The 22,318-nt window shown below is 39.6% G+C and carries 26 protein-coding genes and 1 pseudogene; 6 read left to right on the top strand and 21 right to left on the bottom strand.

Annotated features, from left to right (window positions below):
* Positions 1-121 precede the first annotated feature (121 nt).
* From BS1321_RS15880 to BS1321_RS15855, 6 genes are all read right to left on the bottom strand, one after another.
* Positions 122-436, bottom strand: a complete 315-nt coding sequence (locus BS1321_RS15880) for a thioredoxin family protein (RefSeq protein ID WP_063234963.1) — start codon at positions 434-436, stop codon at positions 122-124.
* Positions 437-699: 263 nt separating this feature from the next.
* Positions 700-1,095 (bottom strand): VOC family protein, encoded by a 396-nt coding sequence (locus BS1321_RS15875; protein WP_063234962.1) that lies wholly within the window; start codon positions 1,093-1,095, stop codon positions 700-702.
* Positions 1,096-1,138: 43 nt separating this feature from the next.
* Positions 1,139-2,416, bottom strand: coding sequence for a family 8 glycosyl hydrolase (locus tag BS1321_RS15870; protein WP_063234961.1), 1,278 nt, complete (start codon positions 2,414-2,416; stop codon positions 1,139-1,141).
* A 792-nt stretch (positions 2,417-3,208) separates the two neighbouring features.
* Positions 3,209-3,895, bottom strand: coding sequence for a VOC family protein (locus tag BS1321_RS15865; RefSeq protein ID WP_063234960.1), 687 nt, complete (start codon positions 3,893-3,895; stop codon positions 3,209-3,211).
* 282 nt (positions 3,896-4,177) lie between these two features.
* On the bottom strand, positions 4,178-4,825 hold the full coding sequence (locus BS1321_RS15860; RefSeq protein ID WP_063234959.1) for a pentapeptide repeat-containing protein: 648 nt from the start codon (positions 4,823-4,825) through the stop codon (positions 4,178-4,180).
* Between the two features lie 297 nt (positions 4,826-5,122).
* Positions 5,123-5,602, bottom strand: a complete 480-nt coding sequence (locus tag BS1321_RS15855) for a DUF4306 domain-containing protein (RefSeq protein WP_063234958.1) — start codon at positions 5,600-5,602, stop codon at positions 5,123-5,125.
* A 134-nt stretch (positions 5,603-5,736) separates the two neighbouring features.
* Here BS1321_RS15855 and BS1321_RS15850 point away from each other — a divergent pair, with 134 nt between their 5' ends.
* A complete protein-coding gene (locus BS1321_RS15850; protein ID WP_063234957.1) occupies positions 5,737-6,387 on the top strand; it encodes a DUF6944 family repetitive protein in 651 nt (216 codons plus the stop codon).
* Here BS1321_RS15850 and BS1321_RS28905 read toward each other — a convergent pair.
* Together BS1321_RS28905 and BS1321_RS15840 are read right to left on the bottom strand one after the other, a co-directional pair.
* Positions 6,388-6,477 (bottom strand): annotated as a pseudogene (locus BS1321_RS28905) (VOC family protein); the annotation flags it as partial. It abuts the gene before it with no gap.
* 92 nt (positions 6,478-6,569) lie between these two features.
* Complete coding sequence (locus tag BS1321_RS15840; protein WP_063234956.1) at positions 6,570-6,971, bottom strand: hypothetical protein; 402 nt, start codon at positions 6,969-6,971, stop codon at positions 6,570-6,572.
* A gap of 167 nt (positions 6,972-7,138) precedes the next feature.
* On the opposite strand from BS1321_RS15840, the gene BS1321_RS15835 reads away from it, so the two are divergent.
* Both BS1321_RS15835 and BS1321_RS15830 read left to right on the top strand, forming a co-directional pair.
* Complete coding sequence (locus tag BS1321_RS15835; RefSeq protein ID WP_063234980.1) at positions 7,139-7,558, top strand: MarR family winged helix-turn-helix transcriptional regulator; 420 nt, start codon at positions 7,139-7,141, stop codon at positions 7,556-7,558.
* Positions 7,559-7,570: 12 nt separating this feature from the next.
* Positions 7,571-8,770 carry an MFS transporter gene (locus BS1321_RS15830; RefSeq protein ID WP_063234955.1) on the top strand — a complete coding sequence of 400 codons (1,200 nt, stop codon included), beginning with the start codon at positions 7,571-7,573 and terminating at the stop codon, positions 8,768-8,770.
* A 79-nt stretch (positions 8,771-8,849) separates the two neighbouring features.
* Here BS1321_RS15830 and BS1321_RS15825 read toward each other — a convergent pair whose 3' ends face one another.
* The 9 genes from BS1321_RS15825 to BS1321_RS15785 form a co-directional block, all read right to left on the bottom strand.
* Entirely contained in the window at positions 8,850-10,061 is a 1,212-nt protein-coding gene (locus BS1321_RS15825; protein ID WP_063234954.1) for a hypothetical protein, read from the bottom strand.
* A 27-nt stretch (positions 10,062-10,088) separates the two neighbouring features.
* On the bottom strand, positions 10,089-10,916 hold the full coding sequence (locus BS1321_RS15820) for a hypothetical protein (RefSeq protein WP_063234953.1): 828 nt from the start codon (positions 10,914-10,916) through the stop codon (positions 10,089-10,091).
* Positions 10,913-11,599 (bottom strand): ABC transporter ATP-binding protein, encoded by a 687-nt coding sequence (locus tag BS1321_RS15815; RefSeq protein ID WP_063234952.1) that lies wholly within the window; start codon positions 11,597-11,599, stop codon positions 10,913-10,915. Before BS1321_RS15815 ends, BS1321_RS15820 begins: the two co-directional genes overlap by 4 nt.
* Positions 11,596-11,976: a GntR family transcriptional regulator gene (locus BS1321_RS15810; RefSeq protein ID WP_048686641.1), complete on the bottom strand. Its 381-nt coding sequence runs from the start codon at positions 11,974-11,976 to the stop codon at positions 11,596-11,598. The genes BS1321_RS15815 and BS1321_RS15810 overlap by 4 nt, the downstream gene beginning before the upstream one ends.
* A gap of 180 nt (positions 11,977-12,156) precedes the next feature.
* Positions 12,157-12,912, bottom strand: a complete 756-nt coding sequence (locus BS1321_RS15805) for an AAA family ATPase (protein WP_063234951.1) — start codon at positions 12,910-12,912, stop codon at positions 12,157-12,159.
* Positions 12,913-13,030: 118 nt separating this feature from the next.
* The gene (locus BS1321_RS15800; RefSeq protein ID WP_063234950.1) at positions 13,031-13,648 is read right to left on the bottom strand and encodes a YdbC family protein; all 618 of its coding nucleotides are present in this window, start codon (positions 13,646-13,648) and stop codon (positions 13,031-13,033) included.
* Complete coding sequence (locus tag BS1321_RS15795) at positions 13,629-14,168, bottom strand: GrpB family protein (RefSeq protein ID WP_063234949.1); 540 nt, start codon at positions 14,166-14,168, stop codon at positions 13,629-13,631. Before BS1321_RS15795 ends, BS1321_RS15800 begins: the two co-directional genes overlap by 20 nt.
* 143 nt (positions 14,169-14,311) lie before the next feature.
* Entirely contained in the window at positions 14,312-15,337 is a 1,026-nt protein-coding gene (locus BS1321_RS15790) for a 2-keto-3-deoxygluconate permease (protein ID WP_063234948.1), read from the bottom strand.
* An 84-nt stretch (positions 15,338-15,421) separates the two neighbouring features.
* Positions 15,422-16,387: a sugar kinase gene (locus BS1321_RS15785; protein WP_063234947.1), complete on the bottom strand. Its 966-nt coding sequence runs from the start codon at positions 16,385-16,387 to the stop codon at positions 15,422-15,424.
* Positions 16,388-16,697: 310 nt separating this feature from the next.
* Between BS1321_RS15785 and kduI the strand changes: the two genes are divergently transcribed.
* The 3 genes from kduI (at position 16,698) to BS1321_RS15770 (ending at position 19,544) form a co-directional block, all read left to right on the top strand.
* Positions 16,698-17,528 (top strand): 5-dehydro-4-deoxy-D-glucuronate isomerase, encoded by an 831-nt coding sequence (kduI, locus tag BS1321_RS15780; RefSeq protein WP_063234979.1) that lies wholly within the window; start codon positions 16,698-16,700, stop codon positions 17,526-17,528.
* A gap of 46 nt (positions 17,529-17,574) precedes the next feature.
* Positions 17,575-18,351: a 2-dehydro-3-deoxy-D-gluconate 5-dehydrogenase KduD gene (gene kduD, locus BS1321_RS15775; RefSeq protein ID WP_063234946.1), complete on the top strand. Its 777-nt coding sequence runs from the start codon at positions 17,575-17,577 to the stop codon at positions 18,349-18,351.
* Between the two features lie 185 nt (positions 18,352-18,536).
* Positions 18,537-19,544 (top strand): LacI family DNA-binding transcriptional regulator, encoded by a 1,008-nt coding sequence (locus BS1321_RS15770; protein ID WP_063234945.1) that lies wholly within the window; start codon positions 18,537-18,539, stop codon positions 19,542-19,544.
* A gap of 91 nt (positions 19,545-19,635) precedes the next feature.
* Here BS1321_RS15770 and BS1321_RS15765 read toward each other — a convergent pair whose 3' ends face one another.
* The 4 genes from BS1321_RS15765 to modA all read right to left on the bottom strand — a co-directional run bounded on the left by BS1321_RS15765 (position 19,636) and on the right by modA (position 22,164).
* Positions 19,636-20,160 carry a GrpB family protein gene (locus tag BS1321_RS15765; RefSeq protein WP_063234944.1) on the bottom strand — a complete coding sequence of 175 codons (525 nt, stop codon included), beginning with the start codon at positions 20,158-20,160 and terminating at the stop codon, positions 19,636-19,638.
* Between the two features lie 40 nt (positions 20,161-20,200).
* On the bottom strand, positions 20,201-20,701 hold the full coding sequence (locus BS1321_RS15760) for a hypothetical protein (RefSeq protein WP_063234943.1): 501 nt from the start codon (positions 20,699-20,701) through the stop codon (positions 20,201-20,203).
* Positions 20,698-21,069, bottom strand: a complete 372-nt coding sequence (locus tag BS1321_RS15755; protein WP_232522697.1) for a hypothetical protein — start codon at positions 21,067-21,069, stop codon at positions 20,698-20,700. Before BS1321_RS15755 ends, BS1321_RS15760 begins: the two co-directional genes overlap by 4 nt.
* 291 nt (positions 21,070-21,360) lie before the next feature.
* Complete coding sequence (modA, locus tag BS1321_RS15750) at positions 21,361-22,164, bottom strand: molybdate ABC transporter substrate-binding protein (RefSeq protein ID WP_063234942.1); 804 nt, start codon at positions 22,162-22,164, stop codon at positions 21,361-21,363.
* Positions 22,165-22,318 lie beyond the last annotated feature (154 nt).

Raw genomic sequence — 22,318 nt, 5'->3', positions numbered from 1 at the left:
AGTATCTATAATTAAAACCCGTTTCATCTTAGAAATCAAGTTATTTCTAGAAAAAATTTCTAAAAAAAAGGTGAACCCCTTATTACAGCACCATTCGGGGTTCACCTTTGTTAGGGATCTTTTATAGGTCTTTTAGAAATTCATTGACCGCTTCTGGAGTTTTAGCATTTGCACTGTGCAGGTGTGCAACCTTTTCTCCATTTTTAAATACTAATAATGATGGAATTCCCATTACCGTTTGCTCTTCAGAAATCTCAGGGAAATCATCACGATCGATTGTAAACCACTGTTTGTCTTGATGTTCTTGAGTGATCTCATCGATGAACATGTCTAAACGTTTGCAGTCCGGACACCATGTAGTCGTAAAAATCCCGACCGTCAGTCCCTCTTGGTTGATTTGTTCACGGTATTCTTGTTCAGTATTGATATTTTTCATGATCGTCTCCTCCGGGCTTTTCTTATCATCATACTTTAATCCATGAATTAATGTACTCAAGGATTAATATATAATTAATTCCTTTACAGCACAAACGGTTTATCCTGGATCTATCTAACTCTTTCCCGGTTTATGTACCTTATCTATGCTTCGGGAAAAGCCTCGCAAAGTCTTCTTTTAAAAATTATGGTTCGGGGTGAGACACTTCCGAATCTCCTTTAGTCAACAAACTAAAAAGCCACTATTCAGTGGCCTTTTTACATTCATATTGGGAGAGTAAGTTGCCAGGAAACACCAAATTTATCAGATATCCATCCGAACTTCTTACTAAAGGAATAATCACCCAATGGCATCAGCACTTGTCCGCCATCAGTTAACCTCGAATAAAGCCTGTCAATTTCCTCTTCACTATCACATGTAAGGAATATTGAAAACGAAGGTGTAAACGTAAATTGATGCTTAACATAGCTATCGATGCACATAAATTCCTGATCCTTCAAGGTAAAGGTAGCCTGCATGACACTTCCCTCTGTACCTGCTTCATTTGCACCATACCGGATCATGCTGGTTATTTTCGATCCTTCGATTAAAGATGTGTAATAATTCATTGCTTCCTCCGCCTTACCTTCGAACATCAAGAACGGTGTGACCTTCATCATTCTCATCAAACTCCTTTTCATCTTTAATTAAGTTTCTTCATTGTCATGGCGCCCACCAGTTACCTGAAACCACGATCATTGTCTGTAATTTTACCGTATTGGCAAAATAATCATCATCATCTTGTTCCTGTATCGTCCGATTCCATAACATGTTAATCCATTGCTGATTGGAGGAATCAACCATGGCACTCACCATGAATGGAGCAACGAAGCTTGTACTATTCCCTTCTTCCACGGCTTTTCCGCTTAGCGTATAGCCGGATTGGATATTTTCAGGGTTGCCATCCGTTTCTGCTTTAATCCAAGCATTCATCCGCTTTAATTGCGGCAGCGCTCTTTCATCACCAGTCAGTAAGAAATCGAGCGTATAGCGCCAAGGGGTCCTGCTGCTGTTCCAGCTATAATTGCCGTCATTCTCCCCTTCTAAAAAATCAGCTTCTGCCGGCTGGTATTCTCCCTTGAATTGTACGATGAAGTCCGGGACGAGGCCAGTATTGCCGCTTTTCTCCTCATAAATCGAATGAATGACCGCATAGGCCTTATCCGTTACATCTTTCCATTCATCATTCCCAGTTGCCGCCTCAAATGACTTAAAATGATTGAGAAGATGGTCAGATGAACGAGTCGATTGTCCGTATACGTCATCTTTATCATCCGCCCAGTCCCCCAGTTTAACCAGGGACTGCGACCGATTTATCTCATTCGACATGATCGCATCCAAGATGTCCTTTGCACTGGCAAGATAGTCGATTTCCCCTTCACTTCCCCACTGGCGATCGGCCAATAATAACGAATAGGCGATATCCATATTGCCATCAGTTGCTGAATCGGCATCCCCTGGCGTATTGATGATTTTACCCGATTTATCCTTTACTTGCTGCCATGCCATTAATGAAGGGTCATTATCACTTCCATGTGCTTTATAAAAACGATAAAGCCCATCGAAGTACTGCTTGTCCTGGCTGCCTGCCATGATCGCCGTAATCATCATCCCATAACCATGCGCTTCAGAAACGGTCACTGCGTTTTTGGGCTCTGCATAACCTTTATCATTGTAAAAAATATAAAATTGATCATTTTTATCCGCAGGCTCCTTAAGATATTCACTTTTCCAGGTTTCATAAAAATTCGCTACGGCAGCATCCATCTCCTCCTGTAAAAGATTGTCAGGTTTTATCGTACCCGCTTGATAGACTGTATGCTGTGGAAATACCCTTTTACCGGCGATCTCTTTCTTTTTGGTTTGAGATACCAATGCTATCGAGGCAATGATCCCGAAAATGATCACGCCCATCGTTATCAATAAACTTCTTTTTTTCATGGCTGGCTCCTTCGGTTATGGTGCAGTATTCACTTTATTTTTATGTTCGGTTAGGAACATGAAAATGGTGTTGTTAAATTCTTTTAGACTGCTAAACAATTTTTCCTCTATTAAACATGACTTTTCTTATGTAATTCCAAAATGTCACAAGCTCTTTTGGATATTTATGTTAAAATCAACATTGAATTCTGAGTGTTTCTACTTAAGTAGTTTTTTAAATGAAAAAGGAGTGTTTTCATGAATCGAATTTGTAATCAATGCCAAACTGAAATGATAGATGATTGCAAAGTAAATGTTCAGGGCGGAATGTATGGGATAAAGATTAGTCAAAAGAAAGGACTTTTCAGTAGTGTTTCTGCAAACCCTAAAGCATCTGTATGCCCAAATTGTGGTTAAGTAGCTTTCTATGTTGATGAGTTTAGAGAATTTAAAAAGTAAAAATATAAATATACACAACTAACCGACATTTGTGAGCAGAAGGAGTAAATGGTGAGTTAACAAGCTCAGCTAATATCGTTGCCATAGTATCCGAATTGTACCTTTTGTTTTCTAAAATAAATCAGATTACCATAAATGATTACGATTTATTCAAAATTTTAACATAGCCTTATTTAAAAAAAGTGAAACTCCTAATTATATATTAGGAGTAACAAGCTTATTATCATATGACTTGCATCAGTAATGAGATTAAATCGTGGTTTGAGATACATAATGGCAGGCAGCCCTGCTTCTGCGTTCGCTTTCATGATTGAATCGGTCTTATGAATTTTATTACCAAAATATAAATCTATATCATTCCACTTTTTTCAATTCCATTAATCCTTCGCCATCCAATGAAATATCTAGTTGCTGATTTATGACTAGCGAAAGCGGAAAGATTTCCGACACCTTATCCGAGAAAATCCAACGCCGTTTCCTTGGACCTAAAAGTAAAAACGCACCTGCTTCATGTTCCCCCATGAAATTCAATCCATCTTCACTTATCGCCTCACCACTCCTTACAGGTACACCATTACTGATCAACTGATTTCCCAAAACCCTCACTTCATCTGTCGTAATGTTTATTTCACTAATGCACAGGACGTCTTGGACTGAAAAAGACTCAGCCTCGGATGTGGGTGATACGGAATATCTCGATATGAACTCGACAATGTTGCCTGATGGGTCTAAAAAATAAAAAGCATGTGCATCTGAATAGCTGAAAAAAACTTCGTCCTCATCATCTTCCCTAGTCAATTCCACTTTTGATTTCGCCCATGCTTTTGCCAAAGTAAATAAATTGGTCGGTATGTTCATGGCAAAATGATAAAAAGGCTTTTCTTGGTGATGATATTTTTTGATTTCTAGCACACTTTCCCCTGCCTTCATTTCAAAACCATCATCAGTTTGCGATATTAACTCAAAGCCTAGCACATCAACATAAAAATTCCGCATTTCATTCCATGCATGACTATACAAAGTGACCTTATTGATAATCAACGTTCAATCCCCCTTATCTCAATCCACCTAACAAATATTGTAAAGTAATCCTGTATTTGTGCAAACATTCCTACTCCTCAAAATCTATATATTCATATTCACCTCGCCTGTTTTTACCACAAAACCCCAACAAAACTTCCCTTAATTAGCTACAAACCAACTCAAAAAGGGCCACCTAATCGGTGGCCCCTCGTTTTCTTATAGTAATGGCAGCTTTATTGGAAGATCTCTCCGCCAGCGCAGTTTACTCTCCATTAGGTCATTCTTTTCATCTTAAAAGGTTCACTCTTTAATTTTCAGTCCAAGCATGGCTGCAAAGACTATCGCTTGGTCCGGGGAAACTTCGCATCCATTTAAATCTTCCATGGATACGGTAAGCCTTTGAAATGTAGAACTGCTAATATCAATTCCTTTGAGCGGTGTCCGGGAAAAGTTCACTTCATTTAACCTACATGTTTCGAACTTCACTTTGATGAATTTACACTCATAATAATCAGCACTTTCCAATGAGCAATGATCGAACTTCACTTGCTTTAAACTGGAATAACCAAAAGCACTTAAATTCAAGTTGCATTTCTCAAAGGAGACATTCCCTAAACTTGCGTCAGACAGGTTAATGCCTAAAAGTTTGGATTCTTTGAATTCCACCCGATGAATCGAGCCACCCATGAAATCGGCATTCGTCAAATCGCAATGATCAAAAATGACATCCGTCAGCTCGATATTCCTGAAAGATACATCGCTGAATGTCACATTTTTAAAAACAACCTGTGATAATACGATTTTGTCCATCTTTTCTCTATCGATCGTGCAATTGGTTATGATACAGGAATCAAGATAAGGCTCATCTTGATAATATATTTCCTGAAAGTTAGCTTGAGTTAAGTCTTGGGGGATCTTTGGCTGTTCAATTTTGATTTTGCCTGACATATTATCACCTTTTCGCTTTATTTCTTTTTCCCATCTGCATCACACTTCTTTACAGGAAACTGGACGTTTTGCTTTTAACAGCATATCCCTTTATTTGAAAGGTGCGTGCATTGAACCGATAAGGGTCCACCTTTGGTAATATAGCAACTGGTACTCAATTTCGGCTTAAATATAAACTAAATTCCAGTGAAGTTCAATCTAAGAATTTCGCGAAAATGACTATTATTTTTCGTTCTTTTGTGTCAATTACAATCATCACTTTACAAAAAAAGCTGCCTCATCGGCAGCCTTGTGACTTTAAATTTCAGTATGGAATCCTGTTGGTATCCTGAAATAATATAGAGCTGCACTTAATATGGCTATCATTCCGCCTATCAGAAAAAATGATTGAAAGATATTTCCTCCAACAGTCGGGGAATTGGATACAAAACCACTTGAAAGCAGAAAAAGGATACCCAGTCCCAACAAGAATAGTGCCATTTTTTTAATACTTCTTTTGAATAGGATATATCCCGTAAGTATGATTAAATATGATGCTGCGAGGACCATCAGAAATGGAAATAACGGTTTGAATTTTGCGGCATAAACCAAATAATCGAAATTCGAAATATCATCTGTATCCATCGCCTGATCAGCATTAACTTGTGTGAAATGCGTGGAATACCCCCATTCCCAAGGTCTATCCAGAATTTCACTGCCTTCATACCAGGTACAAAACGTAAAAACCATTAAGAAAAGTGCAGCGATAATCATTTGCAAAAATTTGTTAAAAGTCAATATCATCTCCTCCAGCTGTCATTATACCAATAAGTGGTTAATTTTCAACCAAATTCCCGGTGTTAAAGCCATATGTAAACAAACACTGTTTCCTGAATAATATAATGTAACCACTTTTAAGGAGCGTTTGAGATATGATCACTCATGGAGATGACCTCCTTTATTCAGGAGCATGGTTACTTGGCATCGGCACACTTGTAGGTGCAATCGGGCAAACCCGGCAAACTTTAACGGGCACTAACCTCGGAAAAGACCTGGTCCTCAAAGGGAATGGCATCGAAGCCGTTGGAAATTCGCTGCAAGCAATCGGCCGTTCGAAAATGCTGAACCCGGAAAATGAACGTTCGGAAACTTATTTCATATTCGGGGCTTGGCTTGAGGCTGTTGGCAATATCGCAAATGCAGTTGGAATAGATATGCAATTGAGTGGTTCAGTGGAGGAGGGCACCAGAACGGATGCGATCGGCAGTGGAATCCAAGGCCTAGGTGCCGCTTTTGAAGCATTCGGGGCATCACTGACGGAGGAGACCATTTCACGCTCTTTTGAGATCAAGGGAAATAGCCTCATTGCAGCCGGCTCTTTTTTGGAATCGGTCGGAAATATTTTCATTTTAAATGAAAAACAACGTTTGGGAGAACAAATTCTTTTACTAGGCAGCTGGACCCAAGTTTTCGGTGCATTTATATTGATCGATGCCTTTTCACTTGGCCCGGAACCCGAACAACCTGAGGAAGGTAAGGATGGACATAACGGCCATTATAGCTATGCCAACTATTGCGTATGATTAGGGGGCCACGAGTTCGATCTTCATCCGATCAGGATCTTCAAAATATACCGCATAATGATTCTCCCCGCCGGCGAATGGGTGCTTGTCGGCAGAACCAAAAAGGGCTGTTGCATTACAGCCCTTTTTCCCCCGCCTCCTTTATCAAAACCAATAAAGGTCTCTATATTACGCAGGTCCACTTATTTTAAGATTTCGTCATAAACCTCTCCGCCGCCATTTATTTTGATAATTTTCAGGCGATTGGTATTTTTGACGAAAACGGTTTTATATTGTTTTTCACCGTTCAGTTCAATAAGGAATACTCGTTTACCATCGTTATCCGTTTCCTTATTGAAAGTATAGTCTTCGTTGCCGATTTGCTCGATGATTTTGTCATATTCGGGCAAAGAAGACCACTTCTCATGTTTAGGACTTGTTTGAGTGTCTGTTTGCGAGGGTTGTTTTTGTTCTTCATTTTCAGTTTGGGTTTGATTTTCATCTGTTGTTTGCACAGATTTTCCCCCGTTTTCATCCGCTTTGTCATTATTGCAAGCAGTTAGCATTGTTGCTGCGGCAATCAATGCGATCATAGATTTATACATGCTTCACATCATCTCCTATTCCTATATTCCCATTCATTTTAACTAAAAACCTGATTTAACTAAACCATTCAAATCCGAGTAGACAGAAAGGATTTTTTTTGTTATTATAGTTACTCAGGGTAACAGTTACTCATGGTAACTATATATTAATTTAAGGGGTGTTTCTGATAAAGACTTACCAAAAATTCTTTCAGCAATTATTACTGCTGTACCGACCTTTTGAAAATAATCTTAATATACAGCTGGGCAAGCATGATTTACACAGAGCGCAATGGTCCATTTTGTATTACTTAACCAATTATGTTTCGGCGACGCTTGTAGAGCTTGCCACTTACCAAAGCGTGGAAAAACCCACGATTACGAGGACCATTGCCCGCTTGGAAGAGCTGGAGTATGTCGAGCATGTGCCAAGCAAAGATAAACGCGAAAAAAGAATGCGGCTTACGGAGCATGGAAAAAAGGTCTACAGTGAAGTCCGCGTGACAATCGATCAATACGAACAGGATATCTTGAAAGGAATCACTGAAGAGGAACAACTCGCAGCCATACGCATCATGGGCGAAATTAGAAATAACATTATAAAGTAAGGAGATAATAAAATGGAACAATCCAGACCTAGACTGTGGACGAAGGATTTTGTCATCGTTTCTTCCATTAATTTTTTCATAACATTAATCTTTTATTTATTGATGGTGACACTTGCCATCTATGCCGTAAATGAATTGGATGCTTCTACAAGCGAAGCCGGACTCATATCAGGTATTTTCATAATCGGGACGTTAATTGGACGTCTGTTCATCGGCCGTTTCATTGATTCAATCGGCCGCAAGAAAACATTATTCATAGGTTTGATCTTTTTCACTTTGACAACACTTCTTTATTTTGTGGACCTTGGAATTGGCTTCCTGCTTGTTAACCGCCTGATCCATGGTATGGCGATGGGCATGGCAAGTACTGCGACAGGCACGATTGTCGCCCAGATCATCCCGGCAACAAGAAAGGGAGAAGGCATCGGCTATTACAGCATGAGCGCAACACTTGCGACGGCAATCGGTCCTTTCATCGGTCTGTATATGGCTCAGCATACAAGCTTCCAAGTCATTTTCAGTTTCTGCCTGGCTTTAGGGGTGATCTCCCTGATTACAGCATTCTTCCTATATGTCCCGGCATTGAAAGTGACGGCCAAAGTTACGGAAAGCAAAGGATTCAAGCTTTCCAATTTCATTGAACCTAAGGCACTGCCCATCTCGATCATCACTCTGTTATTGGCATTCTGTTATTCCAGCGTCCTTTCTTTCATCAGTTTCTATGCCATAGAAATCGATTTGGTCAATACAGCAAGCTTCTTCTTTGTCGTTTACGCAGTAGCCGTATTATTATCACGTCCTTTCTCAGGACCGTTAATGGACCGCAAAGGATCGAACTTCATTATGTATCCGGCTTTCATGATTTTCGGAATTGGTTTGCTGCTTCTAAGTATAACAACCAATAGTTTCACTTTACTGGCAGCTGGTTTCCTCATTGGCCTTGGATTCGGTAATATGCAATCAAGCTCGCAGGCGATTGCCGTTAAACTGACACCGCCTCACCGAATGGGGATGGCAACGTCCACCTTCTTTATCATGCTTGATGCAGGACTTGGATTCGGCCCTTATATTCTGGGATTCATCATTCCAGTAACAGGTTATAGCACACTTTATATCATCCTGGGCGTTTTGGTCATCGCAACCTCCGTCCTTTACTACTTCTTGCACGGCAAGAAGGAACGTGCAACTAAAACGAACTTAGCTTCCATTTAAATAAAAAAGGGATATCCCATTGGGGGATATCCCTTTTTTATTTAAAGCTTTTTGAGACAGCTTATAGTGATAGTGGTCCTTATTTTATTTCCAAGTCATCTATAAAAAGTCCAAAACTTTTGCTGTTCTTTTTATTTATGACTGCTTCACCTTTATATAAAGTCTTTCCAGTCTTTATATCTGCAATCAGAAGTTTGGCAGGCTTGGATGTTTTGCCCTCTTGATTCATTCCGTTCAATAGGAAGTACACACGCCCGTTCTTAAAGGCAGCGGTATATTGCTCTTCTTTATTAGCAGCTATATCCAGCTCCGTGTCATTCGTTAGCTTTTGACTGCTGAGGTCAAACGTTTTAAGGTGATAGGCATCTGATTCCGTTTCAACTACATAAAGGTTTTTCCCGTCCACATATCCTGATCCTACCATATCAAGGCTAAGCGATTCTTTTTTAACCGTTTCTAATTTTTCCGTTTCATAATTATAAGATAAAAGCTTGCTTTCTTTTAGTTTTTCCTCAAAGGGACCATCCTCATGATTTACCCCTTTAATTGACGAAATTAATACCATGTTGTTTGGCTGGGAGGGAGCAACATCGATTGGCATCTGAAAATCAACTTGATCTGGGTAAGTAAAGGTTTCAGATACAAGGGTTTTATCGCTCAAGACTTTTTTATTGGCTACATCGATCGTATACAGATGAACCTCTTTTGTCTGCTTCTCATTGTTGGAATTCACATCATTCATCGTTAAAACCTGTAGTTTTGAATGGACCAATTGCACATCCCTGACATCAACATTCATGATTCTCTCTTGATGCGGAAGTTCGATTTGGAAAGAAGTTTCCTCTTCGTCCTTCTTCTCCAGTAAACCGATATCAAACTCCGCTTCCATTTTCCCTCTCTTTGTAAATTCGCTATTCACCAAAGCGTAAGCGAGAAAATCATCGTCTTCATATAAAGAACTAATGGAATCCTTACCACGCATAAACGAACGATGTTCTTTTACCAATCTTTCAATTTGCTGGTCTTGTCTTCCAGTTAAGTTCTCCAAGTAAGACTTTTCGCTTTCATATGTCGTTGTATTGGATTCAATTGTTAATGGTTCATAAAAATTACTGCCATTTTGAAGCGAAGCATTTATGATCACCGGATCAAGCTCTTTATCGCTGCCTTCCAGTGTCTTGAACGTATACTTTGGAAGGCTGGAAGCGGAGGAAGCTACTTTGACATAATAGGTCCCGATGCTTAAGATGACAACCATTCCAATAATGATGCTGCATAAATAACGTTTCACCTTGTTCACTCTCCTTTAAAGTTGTTGTTATACGGTAACGCGATTTTTCAATAACCAAGCACCAAGCCAAACTGATAATCCTGTCAAAATGATTCCTAATGCGAGCATCAGGCCAAATAATTCATTAGGATAGAAATAGAAATTCCCGATTCCCATTAAAACTGGAGCTAAAAACAACACAGCAGCGATTCCGCAATATACCAAGCCCAAAATGATTCCTTTTATGCGGAAACTTCTTTCAAACATGATCGCCGTGAATAATATCGACATGATCATAAGACCAATGCCATAGGAAAGCAGGAATTGCGTGAACGTGCTTGGGATGATCAATGACAAAATCGGACTGATTTTCGCAATGGCAAAAGTTGACATTTCATTCAAGAGCGCTTCCGGCACATTTGAATTAAATAGGGCATTTTCCATTGGTAAAATGATGATCTGGAAAGCAATCAACCCTAATACCATCAGGAAAATGGCCGTAGCTTTTGAAAGGTAGATTGATAATCTGGATGTTGGCAACATCAATAGACGATAAATGAACGTATTCTTTCCAAACCAATCACGATACCAAATAAGGAAAATGTAAAAAATAAGGGCAACCGCACTCAGCGCTATCGGTCCTACAAACAAAAGGGTATGGGCGATATGGCTAAACTCAATGCTTCCATAATTGGTAATATAAGCGGCTTCAGATAGTCTTTCTTCCGACATGATATCCCTGGCATCTTTAAGAAGGCTCTTCGTTACGATGATCACTCCGGCAAATTGCGAAACCAAGGTTATCAACAATAGGCTAAGATAGATTTTACTGAAACGGTTGATTTCAAAGTTCACTAGTTTTATATATCGCATCATGATTGATACACCTCTCTCATTACATCGACTACCGATTTCCCTTCCTCTTCACGCATTTCTTCTGTATTGAACTCTTTAAGCACTGTACCGTTATCCAATAAAATGACCTTATCGATCAAATGTTCAATATCACCGATTTCATGGGTCGTGATGATGACTCCTCTATCTTCAATTAGGTGGCTCGCAAAAACATCGGCAATTTGCTCGCGGCTAAACATATCGATTCCCGAAAATGGTTCGTCCATCAGTACATAATCGACGTCAAGGGACAAACCAAGCATCAGGTTGAGCTTAGCTGTATTCCCTTTTGACAATTCCGAAATGCGATTCTCCTCTTTAAGCTTGAAAAACCCCATTAGTTGGTTAGCTCTTTCCGGATTCCAGGAGGTATAGAAATCCGACATGAAAACCATGGCCTGTTTAATGGTCATTTGCGGAAGCATGGTCGGTGCGTCCGGAATGAAGGTGATTTTTTCATAACTGTCCTTTGTCATCTTTTGATCATCAATCAGGATTTCACCTTTATATGGCGTCAACCCCATGATCGCTTTGAGTGTAGTCGTTTTACCGACACCATTTATCCCGATCAGACAAGTGACTTCCCCTTTATTGGCTGTAAATGAAACAACATCCAAGATCTTTTTCCGTCCATAATTCTTGGAGATCTTTTTTACTTCTATCATTGTTCTTCCTCCTCCCTTATTTCTTCCGAGTATTTTTCTTTAACCACACGAAGCAGTTCATCAACCGGTACATTAATCGGACGAATCGCATCGACAAACGTATCGACGGCTGCCAAAATCAATTCCTGCCTTACAGCCTGTAAAATCGTTTCATTCGTCGTGATTTGACTGGGGAAATTTCGTTCTGTATGAATCAAGCCCTGTTCCTCCATTTCTTTATACGCTTTTTGAGCGGTATTGGGATTTATATTAAGTGAAGCCGCCAGTTCTCTTCGGGAGGGAATTTCCTGCCCCGCCACGAAATTACCAATGGCTATTTGTTCTTTGAAATGCCTAACGACTTGCAGATATACCGGTTCCCGGGTATTTACGTTCATTAAAACCACCCCCTATTTATTAAAAAAAGCCTGATATGCGTGTATGTACCAAGTGGTTCATACACCTTATAGATGTACTATACCCGTAATACACTAAAACTGTCAATAATGAATTTCAACAATATGAAAACCCCGATGCGCAGTGCAGTCGGGGGGTTTTTTAAAGGAGATGCTAAAATCTCATTCGAATAGATGATGAAGCAGCCGATCTTTATCTTCAAAAAACTGTTTCATTAACAAATAGTGATTGGACTCCTCTAAAGTCACCTCACTCATTCCCTCATCTGAAATTTGGAGGATTTTAGCATCCGGGTAGGCCATGATGATCGGTGAATGTGTGGAAATGATGAATTGGGAACCTTGTTTGGCAAGCTCATTTATCCTGGCCAGCATCGACATTTGTCTTAATGGCGACAAAGCAGCTTCAGGCTCATCAAGGATATACAATCCATTGCCTTGAAATCGTTCTATAAAGGCTGAAAAAAATGATTCCCCATGAGATTGCTGGTGAAGTGACTTTCCACCGAAGGAATCGATGATTTTTGACCCAAACGATGCCTCCCTGTCTAATTCCTCTATATTCGTAGCTAAATTATAAAAGGTTTCCGCCCTAAAGAAAAAATTATCCTTCGGTTTGTACACGCCTTTTTTCAAACGGAGGTATTCGTCCAAATTGGAATGTGAATCATAATTGGAAAAATTGAAATTCAACGTTCCGCCTTCTGGATTGAAGCCATACGCAATCGCAATACCTTCAAGCAAAGTGGACTTCCCCATTCCATTTTCCCCGATAACATAGGTAACACTAGGATGAAAAGTCACTTCTTGAAGGTGCTTGATAACCGGCAGATCAAGAGGGAAATGGTCATACGAAGATATTCGATCTTTATTCAGGTAGATGCCCCTGATGTACTGTGTATCATAATCTAGTTTCATTTGTTATCACCTTCTGTAGAATAATTTAGAGCGCTGATATGTCCTTCTTACATTCCATTAAGACTGCAATCCAAGACACCATTAATTAGCCAAATTGATAGATTGATAATGTTTGATTCTAAATGACCGCCCACTTTGGATGCAATTCAATTAAACTTCCTGTAATGTGTTGGATTGTATCTTTCACTCCCGATTCCTTTATCAGAGCGGGCAATTCCTTATCCAAATACCGTTGATGTAAATATTCACTGTCCCATAATGAGACAACCAGGTATCTCCCGTATTGCCTTTTACCGAATGCGCCTGACATCATACCCGGTGTCATCCCCTTGTTCCATACGCCTTTTTGCACCTGCTCAAAATGGGCTTGTTTATCATTTTCAGCAGAACAGTCAGCCACTCGAAGTAATTTTCCCTTGCCAAAAAAATCCGTAATGTCCGTTGTTCCTATATTGAATATCCTCTCGAATATATCGACAGAAATATTTGTATAAGTACTTCCTTGGTCACTCTTCCCGAATATTTCATCATGCTGATGCTGCATGAAAATTTGATAGGAATGGAGATCTTTCCAAACGGAGAGAATGCCTGCTTCAAAGGGTTCAGATCTATTCCACCCTCCGATTTGACCAACGAAACCAGCCGAATGACGCAATTCTCCCCATCCCTCTTGTGCTTTTGAAAATGAACGCTTGTTTTCCTCATTCACTTGGCATTTAATCCACTTCATTAACATGATGATCCCCGCGCTTCGCCCAATGTTTCGCTTTTTCGTCAACCTTTTTTATAAAAGCATTTTTTCCGTTTACATATCCTTTGATATCATCTGGAAATTCCGCTGCCAAGCGCTGCTTCAGCCTACTATACTTTTGTGCTTCATCACGATGTGCCAGCAAATAAACCCGAAAAGCGAGGTGTCTGGCTATTTCTTCATGTCCTTTTTGGAACATGTGAATATGGTGCGTCCTCTCATCCCCGCCTTTACGAAAAAAACGTCGTCCGGCGATTCCGTTCTCACCCCTGGCATCATACCCTATCTCTTCCATCTCTTTATTATAATCAGCGACACATTCCACATCCATAACCACTGCCAAAATATCTATTACTGGCTTGGCATGGATGGCCGGTATGGCCGTACTGCCAATATGGTATAACTTTATCATTTCAGACCCGAAAATATCCTGTAATTTTTGGCATTCATCATGAAATAGCTTGGACCATTCTTTCTTATATGGTACGACCTCGACCTTTCTCATGAAAGCCTCCTTGATAGGAATTGGCATTAACATCCCTTTTTGTTATTTCCTTATTTTAACATCAAAGTGCATGTATCACAAAAAAAGCAGCCGGGACAATAACCCCAGTTGCTTTTTAGATAACGCTTACATTTTATTTTGTTTTACTCCGCTTTTTGTATGGAAGTAACATTTGAATCTTTCAAAATTGTTGGTTTCTTGACTCTTCGCTGCGGAATGCCTCTTTCTTCTTGTTTCTTTGCAACCCACATCGTCAGCATGGGTGTTAGAATCGCCGTTACCAATACACTTGTCGCGATGATCGCCGTTGCCGATTCTGCGACAGGAGCAAATTGCGGGTTTAACTCGGCAATAATGAAAGGTACTGCAACTGCGGCACCCGCTGTTGAAGAAGCGGCGACCCCGGCAACACCATCTGAGCCTGTAACATAACGGTCCAGTAGATATAAGACACCTCCGGAAAGAAAGACGACAGCAACACCCATTAAAATACCCATGAATCCAGATTTTAAGATCATGCCAAAATCCAACCCGAATCCTAGAGCTAATGCGAAGAACGGGATAAGGACCGGTACGGCCTGTCCAAAGAATTCCCGGCATTCTTTATCAATATTACCTACAATCATACCGACTGCAAATGGAATCAAAGTGGAGACAATTGTTTGCCATGGAAACGTAGCAAGGCCTCCAACACCGAGGATGATCATCGTGAAGAACGGTCCGCTTTCAATACTGATGAACGGGAATGCTGCAGCATCTTCCGTTCTGCCCAATTTTGTCATGAGTGCGGTATAAAGACCGCCGTTCGTTTCATTAAAAGCTGCTATCAGCACTAAAACCGAAAGACCGGAAAAGAGACCAGTTTGAATCCCATTCTCTGGAAGTAGCAAAGCTGCCCCATATCCTAATAATGCCGCAAATACGACTTTACCGATAAGCAATGTAAATCCTTTTCTTGCAATATACCCGGATTGCTTAACATCTATCGTAGCTCCGACACAAAAGAAAAAGACGGCTAATATCGATGCGGTACCTGTTAGCATCGCACCTGTAAATCCTCCAAAGAAGGTTGCTGTGTCAGGAAAAATAGTATGTATCAAAGCACCTATGAACAAAGGGACAACCATCATGCCACCAGGGATTTTTTCTATTGCGGCTTTTATTCTCATCACAATCTCTCCACTTCATTATCAAATTTATGATTATTTGTAATTGGAAGTCTAGTTGTGGAGTTAACTGGTTGCTGTTATCGATCATTCAACGTTTAATAGTTTGCTCTGGCTTTCAATAAAGTCCTGTAATTTTTTCCGGCTGGGCATGCCATCCATATCACCGGGAGCCATGACTTGAAGGGCGCCAATCGCATTACCCCGAGTAACGGTTTCCATCGTGGATTTCCCGTCAAGCAAGCCGCTGATCACACCGACGGCGAAACCATCGCCAGCACCTACCGTATCAATGACTTTTTCAGGTACGAATCCTTTAACATACCCTTCTTCATTCGCATTTTTATAATAGGCTCCCTCTGCTCCAAGCTTGATTACGATCATTTTAACTCCTTTGTTCAAATAAAATTCGGCCACCTCCTCAGGTGTTTGGAGTCCTGTTAAAACTTCCGCTTCAGACATGCCTGGAAGAAAGAAATCACAAATGTAAGCAAGCTGATTAATGCAATCCACCATTTTTTGTTTATCCGGCCATAGGCTAGGCCGTAAGTTCGGGTCAAATGAAACCGTTTTTCCTTGGTTCTTCATAAATTTCATGGCAGCAACTGTAAATTCGTGGCAGCTTTCAGATAATGCGGATGGGATACCTGTTGCGTGCAGATGTTTAGCTTGCCGAAAATATTCTTCTGAGAGGTCGTCAATATTCAGAGTGGAAGCAGCGGAATTTTTTCGGAAATATTCCACTTCTGGGTCTCCGTCATGCACTTTAGACTTAATTAGCATTCCTGTCGGATGATCACTTGTAAAACGGATACCTGTCGTGTCGACCTTTTCTTTATTCAATTCTCCGATGATGAACTTACCGAAACTGTCGTTGCCAAGTTTCGTCATATAAGCAACATCTAAATCAAGACGCGCCAATCCGCATGCTACGTTTGATTCTGCTCCCGCAATCGCTCGGGAAAAGGATTTAACCTCATGTAAAGGCACAACTTCATTTGCATAGAACATGGTCATCGGTTCCCCAAAGGTGATCACATCTAAATCTTTCATTCCCAATTCCTCCTGAAAAAAGGTGTATTACGGTTTAGTAAACCTAAACTGTAAGAAAGCGCTTTCTTTTGAATGAAATCAGATTATCATATAAACCAGTTTTTAACAATACTAATCTTTATATTTTTATTTTGCTTAAAACATAGTATTTATCATATATTTCCTCTTTTACACTGATATATCTACTAAAATTTTCTATTATCATTGACTATTTGGAAAATATTATATATATTTTTAATATTGATAGCGCTAACATTTTGGAAAATTCCGATAAACCGTTTTACTAAATTAGGAGGTTATTTATATGCAAATGGAAAAACGTTATTCCATTCATCCGTCACAAGCCAAACACTTTGATACAAGTGAAATCCGCAAAAACTTTTTAGTGGAAAATTTATTTCTCGATGATGACGTTTCTTTATGCTATTCCCTGGATGACAGGATCATCATAGGGGGAATCAAACCTGTTTCTAAAGGGGTTAAGCTTGAGGGACATGATTTCATAAAAGCTGATTATTTTCTTCAACGAAGAGAATTAGGTGTATTTAATATAGGGGGATCAGGGAAGATTTCAGTTGATGGGGAAGTATTTACCCTTCAAAATCGCGATTGTCTGTATATAGGATTAGGCTGTAAAGAGCTGATTTTCACTAGTGATTCAAACACCGAGCCCGCCAAATTTTATTTAGCCTCTGCTCCAGCACATAAAAATTACCCCGTTCAACACGTAGCTTTCAAGGAAGTGCAAGGAGATGAAATGGGGTCGCAGGAAACGGCAAATAAGCGGACGATTCGCAGAATGATTCATGAAAAAGGAATCCAAAGCTGCCAACTGTGTATGGGTATGACTGAATTGGCTCCAGGAAATGTCTGGAACTCCATGCCTCCTCACGTTCATGACCGCAGAGTGGAAGTTTATATGTATTTTGACTTAGCTAAAGATGCCATTTTGTTCCACATGATGGGTGAACCCGATGAAACAAGACATATAGTAATGAAAAATGAACAAGCTGTCATTTCACCTCCGTGGTCCATACATAGTGGTTCTGCTACAAGCAACTACACATTTATTTGGGCAATGGCTGGAGAGAATTATACATATGAAGATATGGATACCTTTTCTATTTCAGAAATGAAGTAACATGCAAAGAGTGGTTATTAATCCATATGGGGATGGAGGAAATTAGATGAGTTTACTGGATTTTTCAATGGACTTTTTCAGTTTAAAAGGTAAAGTTGCCATCGTAACAGGAGGAAATACTGGATTAGGACAAGGATATGCGGTTGCATTAGCAAAAGCAGGTGCAGATGTTTTTATCGTTGCCCATGGTGATAATTGGCAAGAAACAAAGGATTTAATCGAAACCACCGGCCAAAAAGCAGTCTTTTATCAAGCAGAACTTACGAATAAGGAAAGCCTTAAAGGTGTTGTAAAAGGCTGTCTTGATGCTTACGGGAAAATCGATATCCTTGTTAATAATGCAGGAACGATTCGCCGAGCTCCTTTATTGGAATATAAGGACGAAGATTGGAATGCAGTAATGGACATTAACCTTAATTCCCTGTACTTTCTTAGTCAGCTCGTTGCTAAAGAAATGGTTGAACAAGGCAGCGGAAAAATCATAAATATCGCTTCAATGCTCACATTCCAAGGAGGCAAGTTCGTTCCGGCATATACAGCGAGTAAACATGGCGTTGCCGGGCTGACTAAAGCCTTCGCTAATGAATTGGCGTCTAAAAATATTCAAATAAACGCGATTGCCCCAGGATATATTGAAACGGCCAATACTGATGCGCTTCGTGCAGATGAGTCAAGAAACAAAGACATTCTCTCAAGGATCCCAGCCGAAAAATGGGGAACACCCTTTGATGTCATGGGGACCGTCGTTTTTCTTGCAAGCAAGGCCTCTGACTATATGAATGGCCATATCCTCGCTGTTGATGGAGGCTGGCTCGTTCGTTAATCCACTGATTAAGATTTGCAAATGAATATGTTTAAGGTTAACACCCTTAGCCAAAGTGCTTAGGGTGTTTCTTACATCCAATGTTTAACAAAATCAGCTAACTAGCGTTGGAATCGTAATGCTCCTTTGTTATGATGAAGGTATCCCATTCAATTTCAAGAAATAATATCCTTTAGGAGAACATCATGAAAAAAAAGAAAACTACCATATCAGATGTTGCTGAGAAGGCCGGTGTTTCCAAAAGTACGGTTTCTCAATATATTAACCAACGTTTTCGTTATATGAGTGCTGAAACAAAAGAAAGAATCGAGCAAGTCATCCAAGAACTTGACTTTCGTCCCAATGATAATGCCAGGAATTTAAAAGTAAAAAAAACAAAAGTGATAGGCATACTCGTAGCTAATATTTTACATACTTTATCCACTGAAATCATTCGTACCGTTGAACAACAGCTTCAGCAGCATGGCATGAAAGTATTCATATGTGACTCTGCCGATGATCCAGAGAAAGAAAAGGAATACCTTGATTTGCTGGTTTCTACACAAGTAGATGGAATCATCATTTTTCCGGTAGGAAATGATTTTAAAGTCTATAATTACTTGATCGATCATTCAATTCCAATGGTATTCGTTGATCGATTAGTTGATGGAGTTACATCCGATTCCGTTCTTTTGGACAATCATGCTGCAATCTTTTTAGCTGTTTCCATGCTGGCTGAAAAAGGACACGAAAATATTGCTTTTTTAACCTTACCGATTGATATCCCGATCACACCAAGATTGGAGAGAATCGAAGGATTTAAAAAAGCGATGGCATCTCATAAATTGGAAGTCAGGGAGGATGATATTCATTCTTTACCCAGAAATCGAATTCAAGAAAAATTGGCCCAGATATTCGATGCAGAAAAACCTCCAACAGCCATAGTGGCAGGAAATGATTTAGTGTTACGTGAAATCCTTAGCTATTTGAAAAAGCAAAAAATCTCGATCCCTGGGGAAGTGGCCATTGTCAGCATTGATGATGTCGCTTATACGGAGTTTTATGAACCATCCATTACAACAATCGGACAACCAATACAACAAATGGGCATTAAAACAGCAGAGTTATTATTGAACCGGATAACCAATTCAGATCAGACCCCGTACATTACATATCGGTTTGCCCCCGAACTCATTGTTCGAAGTTCATGCTAATTAATCATACAAAAACGGCAGTTTACATTCACTGCCGTTACCATCTTTCAGGTAATTTACAGAAACATGGCTAAATCTTTCACCTTGGAAATCACCTGCCATTCACTTCATTTTTAGCTAATTTTATGACATTTTGGATAAATGGTGCTTTCGCTTCCGTGTACCCGACTATATCTGCAGGATGCTTTTGAGCTAAGGATAATTTTTTTAATTCCTGATATTGTTTCCTTACGTCAGGATGATTTCTTAGATAGTCCCTAAATGAAAGGTGATTCTTCCACTGTTCACTTCCGAATCTATAGATATGCAGATGATGTGTCCCCGCTCTCCATTGGCCTTTTCTAAAAAAACGCCTTTCGGGAAATTCCTGATGCGGGACAAATTCATACCCAATCGATTTCAAGGGTTCAATGAATGTGTCAGCTTCATCTAAATGCCGGACGCCAGCCATGATGTCCAAAATCGGTTTTGCCCCCAACCCTATGACAGAAGTACTTCCAATATGCTCAACACAAAGGGGGGAGTTCTTTAAAACCTCCATTATCCTCGCTTTTTCCTGTTGAAATTCGCTAACCCAATTAGGGTTATAATCCTCGATCTTTACTGTTTTCTCCATATAATCACTCAACTTTTCAGGTAAAAGATATTATCAGCCATTATTTCTCATCACGTGACCATTTGACGATCGGATCTTGCGTGCTCGGCTCATAGTAAGTTCCGACATACACCTTTTCTTTTCCGGTTATTTTATTCGTTCGGTTGACTGTATATCTTCCTTTATCATAATTTTTGGTAAGATAATATTTCCGGTATGAAAACCCTTTTTCGGGGCCGGTTAATTTCTCTTTGGCTTTATACGCGTGTGGCTTGTTCAAGCTCTCTTTCACTACACTTCTAATATTCAGCGGAGTTCCCTCAAGCTTAACATCACTTCGGAAATCGGCGCTCCTAGTCTCGGCTTTCCCTGAAGGCACGGATGCCATTTCGATCGTTTCTTGGGTTTGTTCCGAGAATGATTTTGTGACACTGTATGAATACAGGATATTCATGGAACTTATATTGTCTTTCATTTTGCCAGCAAATTCAGGCATGGCAAAATTCAATAGAAAGGTGATCGATATACATACGATTAATAAAGTAAGCGAAATTTTCTTCATATTTCCTCTTTCTCAACTATGTATTCTTGTAATCCAACTTGTTCATTTTCCTTTGGAATAATTCCAAATTTAGCGATTAATAGAATGGCAAGAAAACTGAAACAGCAAAAACTAGTATTATCACTTGTAATAAATGAAGCCGGTATAATACGAGATGCCAGTAATGAATTCAAAATGTAGGAAAAAAGAAAACCCAAATAGGATAGGCAAATCAGATAGTTTCCAATCAGTACCCTTTTGTAATGTGCATAATCTGATTTATTTCCATTTCTGATACTGACACATTGTCTAAATTGCCTAATCAGACCGTATGTGAAACCAATAATTAACATGACTACAATGAGAAAATCAATTATTGCTTCCTCCACTTTTACTCCTCCTTGGTCATTTGTTCTTAAAAACTTGAAAAATATTACATTAAACTCATCATATACCATTTATGATAAAATGATAAATATTTCCTACTTTAATATTGGAGCTGTATCATGAAAATTTTTGTAAAAGTCCTTTTAGCAGCGGCCGAATTATCCACTTATGTTGAAAGATGAATACATGCATGTCCTTATACTTACGTTTAAAGTGAGATAAGGTTTCAATATAAAGGAAAATATACCTAATATTACTTGAGATGTTCAAAAAAAAGACCACCAGATTGGTGGTTATTTTAAATTCTTAAATCCGTATTTTTCAAAGATTTCCATGGAGGCTTCCGTTTGGAGATAGTCATAGAATAGTTTGGCTTCCTTGGCATGATCCAGGTCATTGATCATTCCGACGGGATATATGATCGGGTCGTGTAAATCTGCCTGGGCTGTTGCAATGATTTCAACTTTTGATGAGTTGATCGCATCCGTTTTATAGACGAGGCCTGCGTCCACGTTTCCAGTTTCCACATATGTAAGCACTTGCCGGACATCCTTGGCATATACCAATCGATCTTCAACCTCTTTAAAGAGGTTCATGTTTTCCAAAGTTTGTTTCGCATATTGCCCTGCCGGTACAGACTCTGGAGTGCCAATCGAAATTTTAGCGGCCTTTGCGAGGTCTTCCAGCGATCCGATTTCCTTTTTGGAATCCTTTGGCACCACCAGCACCAGGTCATTGCCGACTAAATCGATTCCGTTTTTCTCTTCAATAAGATCTTCCTCTACTAATTTATCAAATTTATCTTCTGCAGCTGAGAAAAACAGGTCAACAGGTGCGCCTTGGGATATCTGTTGCTGAAGAGCTCCAGAGGCTCCAAAGTTATAATGAACTTTCACATTCGCATTCTCTTTTTCAAAAGAATCTTTTATATCATTTAAGGCATCTTGCAAACTTACAGCTGCGGAAACCGTCAATTCCACTTTCTCGTCAGCTTGTTGCGTCTGCTTTTCTGTGCTTTTTTCTTCATCACTTGAACACCCTGCACCCACTATCACAAGCATCATTATCGAAAAAATCATAAGATATATTTTTTTCAAAGTCTCTCTCCCTTTCTTACTAGCTATAATAAGTTATAACTAGTTATATCTAATTATAACTAGTATAAGAGGTATAAAAGGTTTTAATCAATGCCTTTTTGCTGTGAATTTACTTTTTTAAGGACTCTAAGATACAATAAAGAACGGAGGGATG

It is taken from the genome of Peribacillus simplex NBRC 15720 = DSM 1321, assembly GCF_002243645.1.
In the GTDB taxonomy this organism is placed as follows: domain Bacteria; phylum Bacillota; class Bacilli; order Bacillales; family DSM-1321; genus Peribacillus; species Peribacillus simplex.
This window is presented reverse-complemented; position numbering and strand designations above follow the sequence as displayed.